General features: G+C 50.5%; 16 protein-coding genes. 11 read left to right on the top strand and 5 right to left on the bottom strand.

Translation table 11 applies throughout. The annotated features are described in order from the left end of the window. Positions 1–181 precede the first annotated feature (181 nt). From glmU to A7K98_RS20540, 4 genes are all read left to right on the top strand, one after another. Positions 182–1,549 (top strand): bifunctional UDP-N-acetylglucosamine diphosphorylase/glucosamine-1-phosphate N-acetyltransferase GlmU, encoded by a 1,368-nt coding sequence (glmU, locus tag A7K98_RS20525; RefSeq protein ID WP_087490626.1) that lies wholly within the window; start codon positions 182–184, stop codon positions 1,547–1,549. Between the two features lie 163 nt (positions 1,550–1,712). Next, positions 1,713–3,539, top strand: a complete 1,827-nt coding sequence (gene glmS / locus A7K98_RS20530) for a glutamine--fructose-6-phosphate transaminase (isomerizing) (protein WP_087490191.1) — start codon at positions 1,713–1,715, stop codon at positions 3,537–3,539. A gap of 358 nt (positions 3,540–3,897) precedes the next feature. Then, the gene (locus A7K98_RS20535) at positions 3,898–4,668 is read left to right on the top strand and encodes an ABC transporter substrate-binding protein (RefSeq protein ID WP_087490192.1); all 771 of its coding nucleotides are present in this window, start codon (positions 3,898–3,900) and stop codon (positions 4,666–4,668) included. Positions 4,669–4,697: 29 nt separating this feature from the next. Then, entirely contained in the window at positions 4,698–5,771 is a 1,074-nt protein-coding gene (locus A7K98_RS20540; RefSeq protein ID WP_087490193.1) for a DUF2817 domain-containing protein, read from the top strand. A 60-nt stretch (positions 5,772–5,831) separates the two neighbouring features. Here the strand turns inward: A7K98_RS20540 and A7K98_RS20545 are convergent, their stop codons facing one another. From A7K98_RS20545 to A7K98_RS20555, 3 genes are all read right to left on the bottom strand, one after another. Then, the gene (locus tag A7K98_RS20545; protein WP_087490194.1) at positions 5,832–6,113 is read right to left on the bottom strand and encodes a putative quinol monooxygenase; all 282 of its coding nucleotides are present in this window, start codon (positions 6,111–6,113) and stop codon (positions 5,832–5,834) included. 65 nt (positions 6,114–6,178) lie between these two features. Next, positions 6,179–6,952, bottom strand: a complete 774-nt coding sequence (locus A7K98_RS20550; RefSeq protein ID WP_232461574.1) for a YdcF family protein — start codon at positions 6,950–6,952, stop codon at positions 6,179–6,181. Positions 6,953–7,190: 238 nt separating this feature from the next. After that, a complete protein-coding gene (locus tag A7K98_RS20555; RefSeq protein WP_087490196.1) occupies positions 7,191–7,940 on the bottom strand; it encodes an SDR family NAD(P)-dependent oxidoreductase in 750 nt (249 codons plus the stop codon). Between the two features lie 181 nt (positions 7,941–8,121). Here A7K98_RS20555 and A7K98_RS20560 point away from each other — a divergent pair, with 181 nt between their 5' ends. After that, a complete protein-coding gene (locus A7K98_RS20560; protein WP_232461575.1) occupies positions 8,122–9,063 on the top strand; it encodes a LysR family transcriptional regulator in 942 nt (313 codons plus the stop codon). 137 nt (positions 9,064–9,200) lie between these two features. After that, positions 9,201–9,617 (top strand): Exc2 family lipoprotein, encoded by a 417-nt coding sequence (locus A7K98_RS20565; RefSeq protein ID WP_087490197.1) that lies wholly within the window; start codon positions 9,201–9,203, stop codon positions 9,615–9,617. Positions 9,618–9,635: 18 nt separating this feature from the next. On the opposite strand, the gene A7K98_RS20570 is transcribed toward A7K98_RS20565, so the two are convergent. Next, positions 9,636–10,583, bottom strand: a complete 948-nt coding sequence (locus A7K98_RS20570; RefSeq protein ID WP_237268681.1) for a LysR family transcriptional regulator — start codon at positions 10,581–10,583, stop codon at positions 9,636–9,638. A gap of 86 nt (positions 10,584–10,669) precedes the next feature. On the opposite strand from A7K98_RS20570, the gene A7K98_RS20575 reads away from it, so the two are divergent. The 5 genes from A7K98_RS20575 (at position 10,670) to kch (ending at position 16,246) form a co-directional block, all read left to right on the top strand. After that, positions 10,670–11,500: an MBL fold metallo-hydrolase gene (locus tag A7K98_RS20575; RefSeq protein WP_087490199.1), complete on the top strand. Its 831-nt coding sequence runs from the start codon at positions 10,670–10,672 to the stop codon at positions 11,498–11,500. Further along, complete coding sequence (locus tag A7K98_RS20580; RefSeq protein WP_087490200.1) at positions 11,501–12,844, top strand: amidase; 1,344 nt, start codon at positions 11,501–11,503, stop codon at positions 12,842–12,844. A gap of 177 nt (positions 12,845–13,021) precedes the next feature. Further along, the gene (locus A7K98_RS20585; RefSeq protein WP_087490201.1) at positions 13,022–13,894 is read left to right on the top strand and encodes a DMT family transporter; all 873 of its coding nucleotides are present in this window, start codon (positions 13,022–13,024) and stop codon (positions 13,892–13,894) included. A gap of 82 nt (positions 13,895–13,976) precedes the next feature. Further along, on the top strand, positions 13,977–14,861 hold the full coding sequence (locus A7K98_RS20590) for a LysR family transcriptional regulator (RefSeq protein WP_087490202.1): 885 nt from the start codon (positions 13,977–13,979) through the stop codon (positions 14,859–14,861). 203 nt (positions 14,862–15,064) lie between these two features. Beyond that, positions 15,065–16,246 carry a voltage-gated potassium channel protein gene (gene kch / locus A7K98_RS20595; RefSeq protein WP_087490627.1) on the top strand — a complete coding sequence of 394 codons (1,182 nt, stop codon included), beginning with the start codon at positions 15,065–15,067 and terminating at the stop codon, positions 16,244–16,246. On the opposite strand, the gene A7K98_RS20600 is transcribed toward kch, so the two are convergent. Further along, on the bottom strand, positions 16,243–17,280 hold the full coding sequence (locus A7K98_RS20600; protein WP_087490203.1) for a LacI family DNA-binding transcriptional regulator: 1,038 nt from the start codon (positions 17,278–17,280) through the stop codon (positions 16,243–16,245). The genes kch and A7K98_RS20600 overlap by 4 nt on opposite strands. Positions 17,281–17,525: the final 245 nt, after the last annotated feature.

Raw genomic sequence — 17,525 nt, forward strand, 5'->3', positions numbered from 1 at the left:
ATCAGTGGCCGCACAGATACCCTGTGATTGGCATCAGTTATCAGGGCGCATGATACCGGAAGAAACTGTTACAACAGTTATGATTAATGTCATCATTCTGCGGGTAGATTATGCAGTAAAGTATCATTATCCTTTGCTGTATACTGAGTTTTTTACCGACGAATGAAAGCGATGGCGGATGATGGCAGATAAACAAATGAGTGTGGTTATCCTTGCAGCAGGCAAGGGAACACGAATGTATTCAGACCTTCCGAAAGTTCTCCATTCGCTGGCAGGCAAACCGATGGTGCAGCATGTGATTGATGCGGCTAAAGGGTTAAACGCGAAAAACATACATCTGGTGTATGGTCATGGCGGAGAGTTACTTAAAACCACCCTTAATGATCCTGCATTACACTGGGTTGAACAGGCCGAGCAGCTGGGAACTGGCCATGCTATGCAACAGGCGGCCCCCTGGTTTGCTCAGGATGAAGATATTCTGATGCTCTACGGAGATGTACCGCTGATTTCGCAACAAACGTTACAGCGGCTACGTGAGCAAAAACCGGAAGGTGGCATCGGATTGTTAACGGTAGTGCTGGAAAACCCGTTTGGCTACGGGCGTATCGTTCGTGAAAACGGAGAGATTACCGGGATTATTGAGCAAAAAGATGCCAGCCCTGAGCAACTCAACATTACTGAAATCAATACCGGTATTCTGGTGGCTGACAGCAGTGATCTGCAACGCTGGCTGGCAAAACTGAGCAATAACAATGCTCAGCGAGAATATTACATCACCGATATCATTGCTATGGCGCATCAGGAAGGCCGCCGTATCGTTGCCGTTCATCCACAAAATAGCAGCGAAACTGAAGGGGTGAACAACCGTCAGCAGTTGGCGGCGCTGGAACGTATTTACCAGCGTGAAACCGCGAACAAATTACTGCTGGCGGGTGTGATGCTTAATGATCCGACACGCTTTGATTTGCGAGGCACCCTGCAACATGGCCGTGATGTCACTATCGATATCAATGTGATTCTGGAAGGTCAGGTCATTCTGGGCAATGGTGTCACCCTCGGTGCCGGATGTGTGATCAAAAACAGTGTGATAGGTGATGGCTGCGAAATTAGCCCCTATTCAGTGATAGAAGATGCCACTCTGGAGGCAGACTGTACTGTGGGGCCGTTCGCCCGCCTTCGTCCCGGGACTTCTCTGGCAGAACAGGTACATGTCGGTAACTTCGTCGAAGTGAAGAAAGCGATGCTGGGCAAAGGTACCAAGGCCGGTCATTTAAGCTATCTGGGAGACGCGGAGATTGGCGCCAACGTGAATATCGGCGCCGGTACTATCACCTGCAACTATGACGGGCTGAATAAATCAAAAACCATCATCGGTGATGGTGTTTTTGTCGGCTCCGACAGCCAGTTTATTGCACCGGTAACTGTCGCTGATGGTGTGACCATTGCCGCCGGTACCACAGTGATGAAGGATGTAAACGAGGAGTCACTGGTTTATAATCCAAAGCAACAGACCGAAAAAACTGGCTGGTCACGGCCGGCAAAAAAATAAATACTCTGATTTTTTCCGAACAGCCGGCAAAGACTGGCTGTCGGATAAGCTGTAACAATAATAACCCCCACTCTCTACAAGGCTCGGGGGATCCGTACAACGGAATATCAGGTCAGACGACAATCTCTATGGCGAATACGCCATAACGTCAGGATTAAAAAATATGTGTGGAATAGTGGGTGCAGTTGCACAACGTGATATTGCGGAAATTCTGCTGGAAGGTTTACGCCGCCTGGAATACCGTGGCTATGACTCTGCCGGACTGGCAGTAGTTAATAAACCGGGCGAAATTATCCGCCTGCGTCGTTTAGGTAAAGTACAGGCGCTGGTGGATGCTGCAGAGCAGCAACCATTACCTGGTGGTACAGGTATTGCCCATACCCGTTGGGCGACTCATGGCGAACCTTCCGAAGAAAACGCACACCCCCATGTCTCCGGCAATATCGTGCTGGTGCACAACGGAATTATCGAGAACCACGAAGAACTGCGGGTCAGAGTCTTAGAACTTGGGTACAGGTTCACTTCAGAAACTGATACCGAAGTAGTCGCACATCTGATTAATGATGAGCAGAAGCGTGGCGGTTCACTGTGTGAAATTGTCCAGCGGGTGATTAAACAGCTCCGTGGTGCCTACGGTATGGTGATCATGGACAGTAATGATCCCTCTGTGCTGGTGGCTGCCCGTTCCGGAAGTCCACTGGTGATTGGTTGCGGTGTGGGTGAAAACTTTATTGCTTCTGATCAGCTGGCATTACTGCCGGTGACCCGCCGCTTTATCTACCTTGAAGAAGGGGATGTGGCTGAAGTTACCCGCCGTTCCGTAACCATTTACGCCAACGGTAAAGTGGTCTCTCGTCCGGAAATCGAATCTTCCGCACAGTACGATGCCGGCGATAAAGGCCTTTACCGTCATTACATGCAGAAAGAGATCTACGAACAGCCGATGGCGGTGAAAAGCACCCTGCAGGGGCGCTTTCATCAGGGTGTAGTTGATCTGGAAGAACTTGGGCCGGACGCAGAAGCTATGCTCGGCAAGGTTGAACATATTCAGATTGTTGCCTGCGGAACTTCTTATAATTCCGGGCTGGTATCCCGCTACTGGTTCGAATCGCTGGCTGGCATCCCGTGTGATGTCGAAATTGCTTCTGAATTCCGCTACCGTAAACCGGCGGTCAGAAAAAACAGCCTGCTGATTACCCTGTCTCAGTCAGGTGAAACTGCGGATACCCTTGGCGCGTTACGTTTGTCTAAGCAACTGGGCTTCCTGGGATCTCTGGCCATCTGTAACGTGGCGGCCTCTTCACTGGTACGTGAATCAGATTTAGCGCTGATGACGCGTGCCGGGGTTGAAATCGGTGTAGCCTCTACCAAAGCATTTACTACTCAGCTGACCGTGTTATTGATGCTGGTGGCGCAGATGGCAAGACTGAATGGTAAGCCGGAACAGGTTGAGCATGACATTGTTCATGCGTTACAGGCCCTGCCGAGCCGGATTGAGCAGATTCTGTCTCATGACAAACAGATTGAAGCTCTGGCCGAAGGTTTCTCTGATAAGCACCACGCACTGTTCCTTGGCCGTGGCGATCAGTACCCGATTGCGATGGAAGGGGCGCTGAAGCTGAAAGAGATTTCCTACATTCATGCTGAAGCTTACGCTGCTGGCGAACTGAAACACGGACCTCTGGCTCTGATTGATGCAGATATGCCGGTCATCATCATTGCGCCAAATAACGAATTGCTGGAAAAATTAAAATCCAACATCGAAGAAGTCCGCGCCCGTGGTGGTCTGCTGTATGTCTTTGCCGATCAGGATGCCGGTTTTACTGACAGCCCGAATATGAAAATCGTCCAGTTGCCACACGTTGAAGAAGTACTGGCGCCGATTTTCTACACCATTCCGATGCAGTTACTTTCTTATCATATCGCCCTGATTAAAGGGACCGATGTTGATCAGCCACGTAACCTGGCGAAATCGGTGACGGTGGAGTAATCAGTAGCCTCTGGTCAGTTACCTCAACGTGACTGAACCGTGACGCGTAAACTGTCAGAACCCGGTGATGTAGTTAATACATCGCCGGGTTTTTTATTGGCTGATGAACAAACTAGCAGCAGTGGATCAGTTATCTGCGTTTATCCGGGCTCCGCAAGCGAAGAATAAATATGATTTATTGATATTTAAGAGAGTGATATCTGCAGTATGGCTATTTTTGTTAAATACAGATGTTAATCATCTGTAATCACATAAGAAATTGCTCTGGATAAAACAGGGTTTATGGTGGTGACGGATCAGGGGCTGTGTTATTAACTCTTCATGAGATTACAGACTTTACTGACTGCCGGAGAGAACCATGAAAAAAATAGCCTCCCTGAGCGTATTACTTTTGCTGAGCGGATTCAGCCAGTGGGCGAGTGCAGAGCAGACCCTGCGCTTTGGTGTAGATCCCACTTTTCCTCCCTTCGAATCAAAAGCCAGCAATGGCCAGTTACAGGGCTTTGATATTGATCTGGGCAATGCCATTTGCGCACAGGCCAAAGTGAAATGCCAGTGGGTAGAGATGGGATTTGATGGCAGTATCCCTGCCTTACAGGCGAAAAAGTTTGATGCTATTTTGTCGGCGATGTCGATGACAGAAAAACGCCAACAGCAGGTAGCATTCAGCAATATGTTATACAACACCCCCAGTGCGTTACTCACCCCTGCGGGCAGCAAACTTACCGCTGATATTTCAACGCTGCGCGGAAAAACCATTGGTGTGGCACAAGGTACAATTCAGGAAACCTATGCCAAAACGAAATGGGCCTCTCAGGGTGTCAATGTGGTGTCGTACGCCAATCAAATGGAAGTTTATCCGGATTTAGTTGCTGGCCGGCTGGATGCCAGCGTGGCAAATGCAGTTTCAGCCGAACAGGGATTCCTGGGTACCCCTGAAGGGAAAGGTTTTGTGATTAAAGCCATGCTGACAGACAAGGCTGTGCTGGGTAACGGAGTAGGGATCGCGGTGCGCAAAGGCGACGTTGCTGAACTGAAACTGATTAACGATGCACTGGCAGAGCTGCATGCAAATGGCACCTATGATCGCCTGACGAAAAAATACTTTAAATTTAAAGTCTATCCGTAACCCGTTTATCCACTACTGCAGGAAATAGTATGTCAGCATTACCGGATTATCAGACTCAGCGTCGTCGTTTTATGGCTGCCGTTGAGCAGCACAATGGTGTTGTCACTACCTACCCGCATCCACTGCAAGGGCCACAGGGTGAGTCACTGTATACGGATGTTGTGGTCATTGGTAATCCTGCTGCTCAAAAGCTGATGCTGATTATTTCCGGAACTCACGGGGTTGAAGGTTATTACGGTTCGGAAAGTCAGACGGACTGGCTGGAATTAATCGGTCAGTCTACGTTACCTGATGACACTGCTATTGTGCTGGTTCACCTGATTAACCCCTGGGGTACAGCTTATCTTCGCCGGGTGAATGAAGACAATATCGACCTTAACCGGCATTTTGTCGATTTCAGTCAGCCATTGCCTGAAAACCCGGATTATCCTTTCTGGCATGGAAACTATCACGGGGATCGCCACAGCGCAGACAGCCAGTTCACAGGCCAGTTGGTGACTTATGGCTGGCATGCTATGCAGAAAGTGGTTGAGGCCGGACAGTATCAGTCGGCTGACGGGATATTCTATGGCGGGCAGCAGCCTGGCTGGTCTTACCGTACTATGGAGACTATCCTCCGGGATCACCTGAGTGAAGCGAAAGTGATTCTGAGTTTTGATCTGCATACGGGGGCAGGAGCCTGGGGTCACCCAATGCTGCTTTCGATAGCTGAGCAGCCTGTGGCTGCGCATCAGTGGGGAAAAACAGTCTATGGTGAGTGGCTGACACTCCTGTTTACTGGTCCTGGCAGGCAGAGTGACACAGGAGTTGCAGCATCTGCTACCGGCTATCTTTCTCAGTTTTTAATTAATTCATTACCTGACACCTGCATATTACCGCTGGTGGTGGAGTGCGGGACCTATGCCGGGGAAGATATGCATTGTCGCGTCAGAGACGATCACTGGCTTCATCTGCAGGGCTATTCCACCAGCGAACCCGCGATAGCAATTAAACAGCAACTGGCTGAAGGTTTCTGGCCGACAGATCCCGACTGGCGTGCGCTGACCGCCTTTCGTACTCAGCAAATTTTTCAACGAGGCTGGAAAGCTCTCGCTGCGAAGTAAAACGAACAATTTCAGAGAAAGCGGACATTACTCTGAAAATAGCGGCATTGGATACGAGCACTACTCCGCATCACTGTCAGTAATCTGAAAGTCGCGGGTGATGCCTTGTGTTTGCCGGCCCCATTCTGAAGCCTTTGTCCGTTGCTGGTGCTGGGCAAAGGCCTGTTTGTCCGCAAAGCTCTCTTCAAGCCGCCAGATAAAAGGGTCTTCAGTCGCAGCGACACTAAAAGAGAGGCAGCCAGCTTCCAGTTTGGTCAACCGGGTATGCTCGGGCAGATACTGGCGTACCTGTTCGGCTTGTTGTTCATTTTCGCAGATTAAACGGCCACTGAGTTGGATCATCGTATTCTCCCGGGTAACAGACTGACTTAACGTTATACCAGATAATATTCCGGCTGCGTAAGGCCTTAGCGGCTGCCGGCGTTCAGAGCCGGATTACTCTCCGCCAACTTTTGGCAGGCTTCAGTAACTTCCGGTGGGAAATCGACATGGCCAATAAAACCAGCCCCTGCCGGGCCATAGCCTTGCGGATTATCCTGCAGACGACGAATTTCTCCGGTGATCATCGACAGATAACGTTCAATATCCCACAGGCCCGATCCGGTACCGGCTCCGACAACAGAAAAACGCCCTGCTTCTGAGTGTAATTGCGGGGTAAACACCGGCCAACTGATAAAAGCTGTCTTAGTTTCACGCCAGGCAAAGCCGAAGGTTTCAGTGGTGCGGCGCTGCATTAGCGGGTCCTGAACCAGTAAAACCCTGGCAGGGATGCACCCGCTTTCTTCCAGCATTTTCAGACTAAATTCTGCATTTTCACCACAGTTTGTTGATAACGACTCACACACCACCAGATCTTCAGACAGCTTATACTCCTGCACAGCAATGTGCCGTAGCATGGCGGCTTCCGTTTCTCCCTGTGGTGGCTGAATACCTTTTTGCCGGGCTCTGTCATTCAGTGCCTGTTTTAGTAACGCCGTCGAATGGCCAATACCGCCACTGATCAGCAGTTTCATCTGATGCTGAGCTGCAAACTGCAATGCTGCTTCAATGTTGGGCACAATCGCATGTCCTGCCAGAATCAGTATCTCTGCACCGGCGGCGGTTTCGGGGGTAAACGTATCCAGGGCCAGCCAGCGGCTGAGGACATTAAGGCTGGTGATATCCTGTTGAGTTAACTGCACGGTAAGACTCTCCGGATTAACATAGTGGCTGATTATCATGCCGCAGCGCGGATTGCAGGGTATTAATGTATATCATGGCGTTGGGTAATGAGGCTGCAGAAAGCGCTGAAAAACGAAAAGCGGGGATATTATTGGCTAAACAGGCCACCTTCAGGCCGGACGATGCCTGGTTCCGGAACAAAGCGGTGTAAATCTGGCAAAGAAAGCCGGAAACCCGCAGCAGGTTTCCGGCGATACATCAGATTTGGGCCTGCCCGCCATCGACAAACAGCTCGGTGCCGTTGATAAAGCTGGAGGCATCGGAAGCCAGAAACGCCACCACTTTGCCCACTTCACCCGGTTCGCCCAGCCGTCCTAACGGAACCTGTGCAGCCAGCGCATCGTACAATCCCTGGCGGTGTTCCTCTGGTACCAGATCACCCAGACCAGGAGTGCGAATTGGACCGGGGCTGATAGCATTGACCCGGATGGCACGGTCTTTCAGATCCAGCGCCCAGCTACGGGCAAAATTACGCACTGCAGCCTTACTGGCACTGTAAACGCTGAAGCTTGCGGTTCCTTTTATCGAGGTAGTTGAAGATGTCAGGATCACCGAAGCTCCCTGTGTCAGCAACGGCAGCGCTTTCTGTACAGTAAATAACAGGCCACGCACGTTGGTCCCAAATATCCGGTCAAAATGTTCTTCAGTAATGTCGCCCAGCGCCATCATGTCACCGCCACCAGCATTGGCGAACAGAATATCCAGTTTCCCGGAATGTTCCCTGATAGCGGCATAGATCTTATCCAGCTCCGCTAATTTCGAAACATCGGCCTGAATGCCGATGACGGAATGACCGATGGTGGCGACGGCCGCATCCAGTTCTGCCTGACGCCGTCCGGTGATGTAAACCTGCGCTCCTTGTTTTGCCAGTTCCTGCGCTGATGCCAGGCCAATACCGGAGGTGCCGCCGGTGACTAATGCAATTTTACCGTTCAGTGAGTTGCTCATGATGATACTCCTTCAGAAATATTGTGATTTATGAGTCTGTCCGGCACCGGCATTGTTTCCGTCGGTGGTTACAGGCGATGTAGCTACTGTAGTCCTGACGGGATTATCGAAAAATATGCAAAAATGAAAATAACTATCCATACTGGTGGATAATAAGAATCCTCAGCAGGAGTGAGCCGCTGTGTTAGACCAGTTATTAGCTATCCGCGCTTTTGCCCGGGTCACCGAAACTGGCAGTTTTACCCGTGCGGCAGATTCACTGAATATGCCGGTATCAACCGTCAGTAAACTGGTGAAATCGCTGGAAACGCATCTGGGAGCCCGGTTGCTGCTGCGAACTACCCGCACGGTAACTCCTACCCCTGAGGGGCGGGAGTACTACGAAAACACCGCGAGAATTCTCAGAGATATTGAGGAAACAGACAGTGCACTCAGCCTGGCCGGGCAGCGCCCGCGGGGGCAGTTACGTGTTGATATCGGAGCCTCTACGGCCCGTGATGTGCTTATTCCTGCGTTACCGGATTTTATTCGCCGTTATCCGGAAATTACGCTCGATCTGGGGGTCGCTGACCGGCAGGTCGACCTGATTAGCGGCAATGTGGATTGTGTCATCCGGGGCGGGCCAATGAATGATTCATCGCTGGTTGCGCGGCATATTGGTGATGCTTTAATGATTACCTGTGCGACGCCAGGTTATCTGCAACAATATGGTACCCCGGCAACCCCGCAGGAACTGAACAGCGATCACCGGTTGATTGGTTATCTCTCTTCCCTGACCGGCAGGGCTTTTCCTTTTCGTTTTCTCTGCGATGGCGAACTGACAGAACTGAAAGTACCACGTAGTCTGGGTATAAACGAAAGTAACGCTCATCTGGCCGCAGCGCTGGCCGGGCTGGGGATTGTCCAGACCTTCACTTATTCAGTAAACAGCGCATTGCAGCAGGGCACAATGGTGGAAATTCTTAGTGACTGGCGACCACCGCGTTATCCTTTTCATGTCGTTTACCCACAAAACCGCCACGTAACGAATCGTCTGAGGGTATTTATCGACTGGTTAACGGAAATATTTCCGCCATTACTGAGCGGAGAAACCACCGGGGAAAACCCAGGCAGGACTGGCTGACCGGTAATGTATCTGCCAGCTCCGGGAGAGCTGTCACCGGAAGTCAGACCCGTGGTATCCATATCGCAGATGTCTGCAATTTTATCTTTAAATGACTATAATTTCGGGTGAGATTCCGGAGATAAGGATTTGTCCGCATGCAGGTTAATAAAGTCTGTTTCGCACTATTGTTATGTTTCACGTTAAGCCTGGCGGGATGCAGTACTCACCGTACTATTGTTGAGCGCAATGCTGATCATCTGGCTTTTCAGATGGCTGAGCAGGATTTTTCTGCATCACTCGAAACTCAGGTTCCGGATACGGCAAAAAGCCTGACCGGTTTCCTGCAGCATTATTATGACGAAGGGAAAAAGATACATGCTGCCGGGGTGACAGAAGATCAGGCTCTGGCTATTGCTGCCTTGCTGAGGGAGCGCATTATGCAGGGTCAGTTGCCTTCGCATGAAACTTTCGCCGGTAAAACCTACACCTCTGCTCAGTCCGAAACGATTAAAAAGCTGGTGGCGCAGACAGTCGCTAATACTTTTATCGATGGTTATAACGGGGCTCAGTGACTCAGTCTGGTGAGTCTCTTATAGAGGAGGCTCAGCCCGGGAGAGTTTTTCCTTCATCAGGCGACGGATGCGTGTCAGCAGCCATTGCGCAGCCGGGTCGTTATCCCTGTTACGGTGCCAGAGGACAGCCAGAGCAAAATCTGGCATTTCTGCAGGTACCGGAGATGAGTCAAAATTATATTGCTGCTTCCAGTCATCAACCAGCAAGGCCGGAATGGTGGCAAATGCCGGTATTTTGCTGAGAATCAGCGGCAGTACTGAAAAATGCGTACTGATATAACGGACCTGCCGTGGAGTGCCTTGCTCCTGTAACATTTTATCCATAGCACTTTGACTGGCTCCGCGGTAAGACACCATCAAATGTGGGTAACGGATAAATGTTTCGCGGGTCAGCGGCACTTTTACAGGGATCTGGTGACTGTCCCAGACAGTAGTGAATCCGCATTTCGTCAGCTGTTCACGGTTTAGTGCCGGGGAACATTGATCGCCAGCAGTCACCGCCAGGTCAATATTTTCCTGCTCCAGCTCACTAACAACCTGCCAGGGGTCACAGGCTACCGCATTGAGGGAAATGGCGGGTGCATCTCTCAGAATTTCTGCCAGCAGATCGGGCATCAGCCAGTGTTCAATCCAGTCGCTCATCCCGATGCGGAGTGTGATCTCATCTGTTGTCGGGTCAAATGTCTGCCTGCGGAACAAAACACTATGCAATTCAGAAATCAGCGGAGCGAAACGGGTTGCTAAAACGGTGGCCTCGGGGGTCGGATGCATACCCTGAGCGGTACGGACAAACAGTGGATCATCAAATAATATTCTCAGCCGCTTCAGAGAGGCACTGACTGCCGGTTGCCCCAGATGCAGTCGCTCTGCCGCTTTAGTTACGCTGCGCTCTTCAAACAACACACTGAAGACAATGATTAAATTCAGGTCAATGCCATGAAAATCGATATTTTTGATGTTCTTCATAATTTCAATCAATTTAATTAATGTCATCTGCCCGGATATAGTGCCGGTAAATCAGTCTTTCACACAACAGGCATTAAGAGGAAAGCATGACAAAAATTAGGGTAGGTGACTGCACGGTTGAAAAAATTACCGAACAAACGGCGACTCTGCCGTTAACGGCACTTTATCCGGACCACCAACTGCCGCCGTCGGCTAAAAACCCTCTGCAAAGCGCTGAACTGTCAATACATAGCTGGCTTGTCAGAACTCCTGAACAGGTAATTTTGATTGATACAGCTACCGGCAATGGTCGTCAGCGCGGTAATAAACCGCTGTTTCATCAACTGAATACAGCTTATTACTCGCGACTGCTGGAAAGTGGTATCTCGCCTGATGAAGTGTCGTTGGTAATAATGACGCATATTCATACCGACCATGTGGGATGGAATACTCATCGGGTTAACGGGCAATGGCAGCCTCTGTTTCCTTCTGCCCGATATATCTGCTCAGCCACCGAGCTGGAGGCGTGTCGGACCGACCCACAGCAGCAGGAATTATTTAACGACAGCCTGTTACCATTGATTGCCAGCGGACAACTGGATACTGTCAATGTCAGTGAGTCGCCCTGTTTTGCCGGAGTACTGAGTTATTTACCGACCCCGGGACACAGTATTGATCATGCATCACTGATCCTTCACTCAGCAGGGCAGTCGGCAATTTTTACCGGCGATATTATGCACCACCCGGTGCAGTTCCGTTTCCCTGACTGGAACTCAGTGTTTTGTGAGAATAAACCGCAGGCCATTCACTCTCGTCAAAAAGCGCTGGAGTGGGCTGTCGGGAACAAGGCACTCTGGTTTAGCTCTCACTTTGCAGGCTCATCGGTGGGAAGAGTGACCCGGGACAGTCATCAGCAATATCACTGGCAGGAGGTATAGATGTTTCAGCCTAACGATTATCCGCGGGCATCCGTCGGGCAACTGTTGAAGGCGTTAGAAGCGCGGGAGGTCACCGCTCTGCAACTGACCGAATGGGCACTGGAACGCATTGCGACTGATGACCGGCGACTGCATGCCATTAGCCGGTTGCACTCAGCAGAGGCCAGAGCTACCGCGGCAGCCAGTGATCAGCGACGGGCCACAGGTTTGCCTGCCGGGAAACTTGAGGGTATCCCGCTGTTGATCAAAGACAATATTGCGGTACGCGGCTGGTCACAAACCGCAGGCTCAGTAACTTTACAGGGACTGGTAGCCAGCGAAGATGCTCCGCTTATCACCAGATTACGTAGTGAAGGGGCCGTTCTGTTAGGTCAGACAGCAATGCATGAACTGGCGGCAGGAATTACCGGTGCTTCGTCGCTGACCGGATATACCGAAAATGTCTTTCATACCGGATATTCACCAGGCGGTTCCAGTAGTGGTTCAGCGGTCGCGGTAGCAGCCGGATACACACCACTGGCTATTGGTACTGATACTGCTGGTTCCGTGCGGATACCGGCGGCTTTTGCTCAGATTTACGGATTACGGCCGACCAGGGGGCAGGTGGATATGCAGGGAATTGTCCCGCTGTCTCCTACTCAGGATATTGCCGGGCCACTGGTCAGCCACGCCAGTGATCTGCCCCGGATTTATGAAATCATGACCGGCCGGGCTCTGACAGAGACCACGGAACCTCTATCAGTAGGTATTGTTTCTGAGTTATTCGATGAGCAGGATCCGGTGGGGCATCAGGTCAGACAGGCACTGAATTTCCCGGCAACAGTTCGGTTAACTCACGTGAGCTATCCGGAAATCAGCCATCTTGCCAGTGAAGCCAGTATTATTGCTTATGAATTTTCGGAGGCCCTGGCCGGCTTTTTAGCTGACAGGCCAGCAGCCCGGTATAAAACATTGTCAGCGATTCTGGATTCAGGGAAACATCACCCGGATCTCGACACAATCTTTCGTACCCGTGCGCATCATCCCGGTACTGACAGCGATGCTTTTTATCAGGTTCAGCAACGTCAGGCGGCATTTTACCAGGAACTGGTCTCTTTCTTTAGCCATCACCGGATCAATCTGCTGGCTTATCCGGTGATTAGTCAGCCGCCAGTCAGGCATGGCCAGCCACAAACCGGTAGCAATGCGCTGATTTCCGCGACCACCGGGACTCCGTCTCTGGCATTACCGGCCGGTTTTACTTCCTGCGGAATGCCGACAGGGCTGGAGTTACTGGCCCTGCGTGACAGGGAGGATCTGTTGCTGAGGGCGGCCAGCATTTTCTCACCACCAGGTAGTTTGTGAGTAGCCGCCGTAGAGGGCCGGGCAGACGCGCGATGATCTCAGGCGGCTAATGAGTTCAGCAGTGAAGGGTTGTCAGGTGCTATTCGATTTTCAAATTATGTTTTAGTGTATTATTCGTTTTGCGGGTTATGTTGTGGGTGATAGCGTGGTTTTATTATTTGTCGCGCGGAAAACCTGATGAGCTCACTGAAAACACAACTGCTAACACATTTCTGTACCCTGTTATTTGGGTTGTCTGCCATTTTTGGGGCGCATATCACAGCAGATGCTGCATCTATTGTATCCGGCAGAGGGCTGACAGGAATGCTGACGTTGGCACTTTTGCTGATGTTGCTCAGAAATAAACGCTATTCGCTAACCGTAAGAGACAGAACGAAATTATTTATTAATGGCATGCTGCTTGGTTGTCACTGGATCTGCTTTTTCCTGGGAGTCAGAGAGGGCGGAGTGGCGATGGGGACTATCGGTTTTGCCAGTTTCCCGGCCTTTGTGATCTTCTTCGAAGGGGTGCTGCGGCGTAAAATTCCGGCGAGCGGGGATCTGTTCATCTCGGTGATGATTCTGGGGGGGATTGCATTTCTGGCGCCCTCTGCCACAGGTTTGCAGCACAGTATGTCCGGCATGTTCTGGTCAGTCAGTGCCGGTGCCTCGCAGGCGGTAGTGGTGATGTTTAACCGTTATCACCACACTGCCGCTTCACCGTTACAGTCATCATGCTGGCAGTGTTTTGGCTGCGCGATGATTGCACTGCCTGCCGGAGTTCATGGATTGGTGCAGAGTTCGCCCAGTGACTGGCTGTTTATTATTCTGCTCGGAGTGATTTGCACTGCGCTGGCTTACTGGCTTCTGACGATAAGCCTCAGGACGCTTACACCACGTACAGTCTCTTTGGTGCTGATACTTGAACCGGTTTATGCTCTGGTTCTGGCAAAATTGTTTCTGCACCAGAATCCGGAATCGACAATGCTGCTGGCTGCGGCTTTAGTCACAGGGGCTTCGGTGCTGTCGGTTGTCTGCCCGCCGAAACCCACTCTGCAGAACAGTCTGTAAGCAGATTATTAATCATTACTGATATGAACGGGTCCGGTAAGATTACTTTACCGGCTGACAACGCAATCCGGGGCGATAAGTTATGGCGGACAAAACGCTGGAGATCAACTGGTTAAAAACCTTTGTTGCGGTCGCCCGCACCGGTTCGATGACGGATGCCACACAGTCGGTATTTCGTTCACAGTCAGCCATCAGCATGCATATCAAAAATATCGAGACGGTGCTCGGACGACCGGTATTTCACCGCGAAGCCAGAAAAATGATTTTGACGCGGGCGGGCAGAGAGCTGCTGACCTATGCTCACGACATCTTAAAATTGCATGCTGAAGCTATACAGTTCGTCAGCGGAACCGACCTGCGCGGTAAGGTTAGCCTGGGCATTCCGGATGATTATGCTGCGGGCTATTTGCCATTTATTCTGCAAATGCTGGGTGAGAAATTCCCGTTTATTGAACTGTCTATTATCTGCGAACCTTCTCTGAGACTGATTCCTATGATTGAGGACGGTTCTCTGGATATTGCGATAGTGTCCCGGGATGTTGCGAAAAGGGGCACTTTTTTGTTCAGCGAGCCTCTGGTCTGGGTTGGCAGTCCTCATCTCTTGCAAAACGAACATGATCCCTTACCTGTAGCGGTGTATGAATATGGCAGTGAAGCCAGAGAAAACATCCTGAGTTCACTGGAGAAAATGAACAGAAGCTACCGGATTGCTTACAGCAGTCCCTATCTGGCAGGACAGATAGCAATAGCCCAAAGCGGTATGGCGGTCGCTGTGCTGGCCGAATGCAGTGTGCCCGATCATTTGCAGAAAATTGTTCACCCTGATCTGCCGTCGTTGCCGGCACTGGAGGTGTGTATCATTACCCGGGCTTCATCTCCGGACAGCAGTATTAACGGGCTGTTGAGTGCTGAAATTGTTTCTAAATTACAGCAGATTCGTACCAGCCCGTTGCCAGGGGGAAACTGAAGCTGCTGAATCACAGGGTTCGCTGAGTCGGGTTCTTTTAGTCACCTGATTCAGAGTAGTTACAGCAACATATTGCCACCGTTTTTTTCATTGAAGTTCCCAAAAATCCCCCTACGCTTTAGCATACCTGAGCTGCCCGTGATTTTCGCCGGGTGGAGTGATGCAGGCCGGTATCAGGGAACAGAGGTGTGGCGAACAATCAGATGAAAATTATCAGCTTTTTAAAAAACCCGATGATAGTGGTGTATTGCCTGGCACTGATGGTCGCGCACAACGGCTATATGATGCTCAGGCCCATCCTTGTGCGTGTACTGGATAACGCGCCTGAAAAACTCCAGAATTTCCATTCGTGGCAGGATGCACTAAGTTTCCTGGAAACTTTTGATATCCCGAGATTTATGATGGGCCTGGTGTTGTTCTGCATGGCCTTCACGCTGCTGATGCGTACCAGGATTGCCTGGTTCACTTCATTACTGCTGTTGTTCTGTATCGCACTGACCAACCTGATCATTCTGAAAGCTCACCATACTCAGGCGATATATGCACTGATCACCATGGGCGGATTGCTGTTCTACTGGCGGCATTTTGATAAGCACAGCCTCGGGAGTACCAGTATTTTCGCCGTGGTCAGCGTTTTATCGCTGATCGTTTATGGCATGTTGGGGACTTTGTATCTCGGTGACCAGTTTACGCCGCCAGTAAAAGATCTGCCGACGGCGTTTTATTTTGTGATTGTCTGTATGTCTACGGTGGGGTTTGGCGATATTCTGCCACATACTACTACGGCCAGGATGTTTACCCTGACGGTGATTATCTTCGGCATCACTATTTTTGCCGCATCGGTTGCGTCGATTGCCGGTTCACTGATTAGTCAGAATGTTCAACGTATTCTAAAAGGGCGGTTTTCTCACGTGGTACGTAAAAATCACTATATTGTGGCCGGGTCTTCAGCGCTGGCACAAAGTGTCAGCCAGGGGCTGGCGGACTCCGGCGGGAATGTCACTATTGTCTGTTACCCGGGCAATAAATCTGAATTTCCCGAAACTGCTGATGTTATTGAAGGTGATCCATCTTCGCTTCCCATTCTGGAGCAGGCCGGGGCTTCAAAAGCTAAATACATTGTGGCGCTGATGGATAATGATGCCGATAACGCCTTTGTGGTACTGGCAGCCAAAGAAGCGGGTGGCGATGACACCAAAACGATCGCACTGGTCAATGAAAGCCAGAACATGACTAAGATTAAGCGGGTGCGACCAGATGGTGTACTGTCGTTGCAGCAACTTGGAAGTGAACTTCTGGTACGTACTCTGAATGGCGATGGTGACAATACCCCGATGAATATTGATATCTTCTTTAACAATACCTCGTCACCAGAGGAACACTAACTGTCGGAAGGAGAATCGCAGTTCTCAGGGGTAAAGATTGACAGCTCAATATTACCGCTGTCATACATCCCGGGAATGTTTTGCTTTTCCAGATAGTTAATCATCAGATCCAGTGCCCTGAATGCCTGCAATTCCGGGTTCTGATCAATGGTGTAGGATAAAATATCCTGCTGCAATAACCGGCGGGTAGTGTCGTAAAGTTCATGAGTAATAAACGCTATCTGCCCGGCCAGTCCGAATTTCGCTAACACTTCACTGATATTCTGATTACGGTCACCACTGTTATAGATTCCGCAAACATTATGGCATTGCGTCAGCTTTTGCTGCAAAAGTTGCTCTATCTTCGGCGAAAGGTCTTCTCCGGCCAGAACATCCTCCAGTGACATCTGCGGGCGCCGCTGCTGTATAACTTCCCGAAAACCGGCGATTCTCTGACGGTGCGCCAGATAATCCATATGCCCGCTGACCATCAGCAACTGTCCTGATTCTGGCAGCATATTACTCATAAGCCGGCCGGCAACCCGGCCTGCCTGATACTGGTTTATCCCGACATGGCACAGTCGTTCAACACCAGGTAAATCAGTGGCTAAGGTTATCACGGCAACCTGTTGCTCATGGCATGCTGACAGGGCCTGGTGGATTTGCGGATGGTCCTGGGCAAATACAATCACGCCATGTCGGCTGGTGGCACACTGTCTGATCTGTTGGGCCATTTTTAGCGGAGCTGATTCCGGAATTAATGTTCTGTGTACCACCATCCGCCGGTAGCCAAAGTTGCCGGCAAAGCGGGAAAAATAGTGGCTTAACTGAGTGAAAAAATAGGTATCGGTCGCACTCAGCAGAACTTCAATCTGAAAAGGGGTACTGTGCTCCTCTGGCAGGTGTCGGCGTAAACCCAGTTGCCTGGCAGCATTCAACACCTTGTGGCTGGTGGCTACCGAGACACCTCCTCTTTCGTTCAGTACTCTGTCTACTGTCGCAATCCCGACACCCGCCAGAGCCGCTACATTTTTAAGTCCTGGTTTTGTCCCCACCGTATATCCCCGGATTTTTTATAACCTGCTGATCTTCATCCGTTGATGGAAAACCATCAAGCCAAAAATATAAAAAAAATGTTACCGGAATTAAGATTGAATGTAATTTCCGTGGCCCTGATGGTTCGCATTTCGCCCGGTAAATAATAATTCCGGCCTGGTGACTCTGTGGTTTTTTTGCGCAAAGTTGCCACGACGGATAACAGTCAGTTTTCACGCATTCTTAATATTGCAGATCAGGGATC

This window comes from Tatumella citrea (genome assembly GCF_002163585.1).
Classification (GTDB): Bacteria; Pseudomonadota; Gammaproteobacteria; order Enterobacterales; family Enterobacteriaceae; genus Tatumella; species Tatumella citrea.

Bases quoted from the DNA above. Each gene is read 5' to 3' on its own strand.
- A7K98_RS20545 (WP_087490194.1), bottom strand. From the start codon at position 6,113: ATGATCCAACTCAGTGGCCGTTTAATCTGCGAAAATGAACAACAAGCC.
- A7K98_RS20580 (WP_087490200.1), top strand. From the start codon at position 11,501: ATGTTTCAGCCTAACGATTATCCGCGGGCATCCGTCGGGCAACTGTTG.
- A7K98_RS20540 (WP_087490193.1), top strand. From the start codon at position 4,698: ATGTCAGCATTACCGGATTATCAGACTCAGCGTCGTCGTTTTATGGCT.
- A7K98_RS20555 (WP_087490196.1), bottom strand. From the start codon at position 7,940: ATGAGCAACTCACTGAACGGTAAAATTGCATTAGTCACCGGCGGCACC.
- glmS (WP_087490191.1), top strand. From the start codon at position 1,713: ATGTGTGGAATAGTGGGTGCAGTTGCACAACGTGATATTGCGGAAATT.
- A7K98_RS20570 (WP_237268681.1), bottom strand. From the start codon at position 10,583: ATGAAGAACATCAAAAATATCGATTTTCATGGCATTGACCTGAATTTA.
- kch (WP_087490627.1), top strand. From the start codon at position 15,065: ATGAAAATTATCAGCTTTTTAAAAAACCCGATGATAGTGGTGTATTGC.
- A7K98_RS20535 (WP_087490192.1), top strand. From the start codon at position 3,898: ATGAAAAAAATAGCCTCCCTGAGCGTATTACTTTTGCTGAGCGGATTC.
- glmU (WP_087490626.1), top strand. From the start codon at position 182: ATGGCAGATAAACAAATGAGTGTGGTTATCCTTGCAGCAGGCAAGGGA.
- A7K98_RS20585 (WP_087490201.1), top strand. From the start codon at position 13,022: ATGAGCTCACTGAAAACACAACTGCTAACACATTTCTGTACCCTGTTA.
- A7K98_RS20590 (WP_087490202.1), top strand. From the start codon at position 13,977: ATGGCGGACAAAACGCTGGAGATCAACTGGTTAAAAACCTTTGTTGCG.
- A7K98_RS20575 (WP_087490199.1), top strand. From the start codon at position 10,670: ATGACAAAAATTAGGGTAGGTGACTGCACGGTTGAAAAAATTACCGAA.
- A7K98_RS20565 (WP_087490197.1), top strand. From the start codon at position 9,201: ATGCAGGTTAATAAAGTCTGTTTCGCACTATTGTTATGTTTCACGTTA.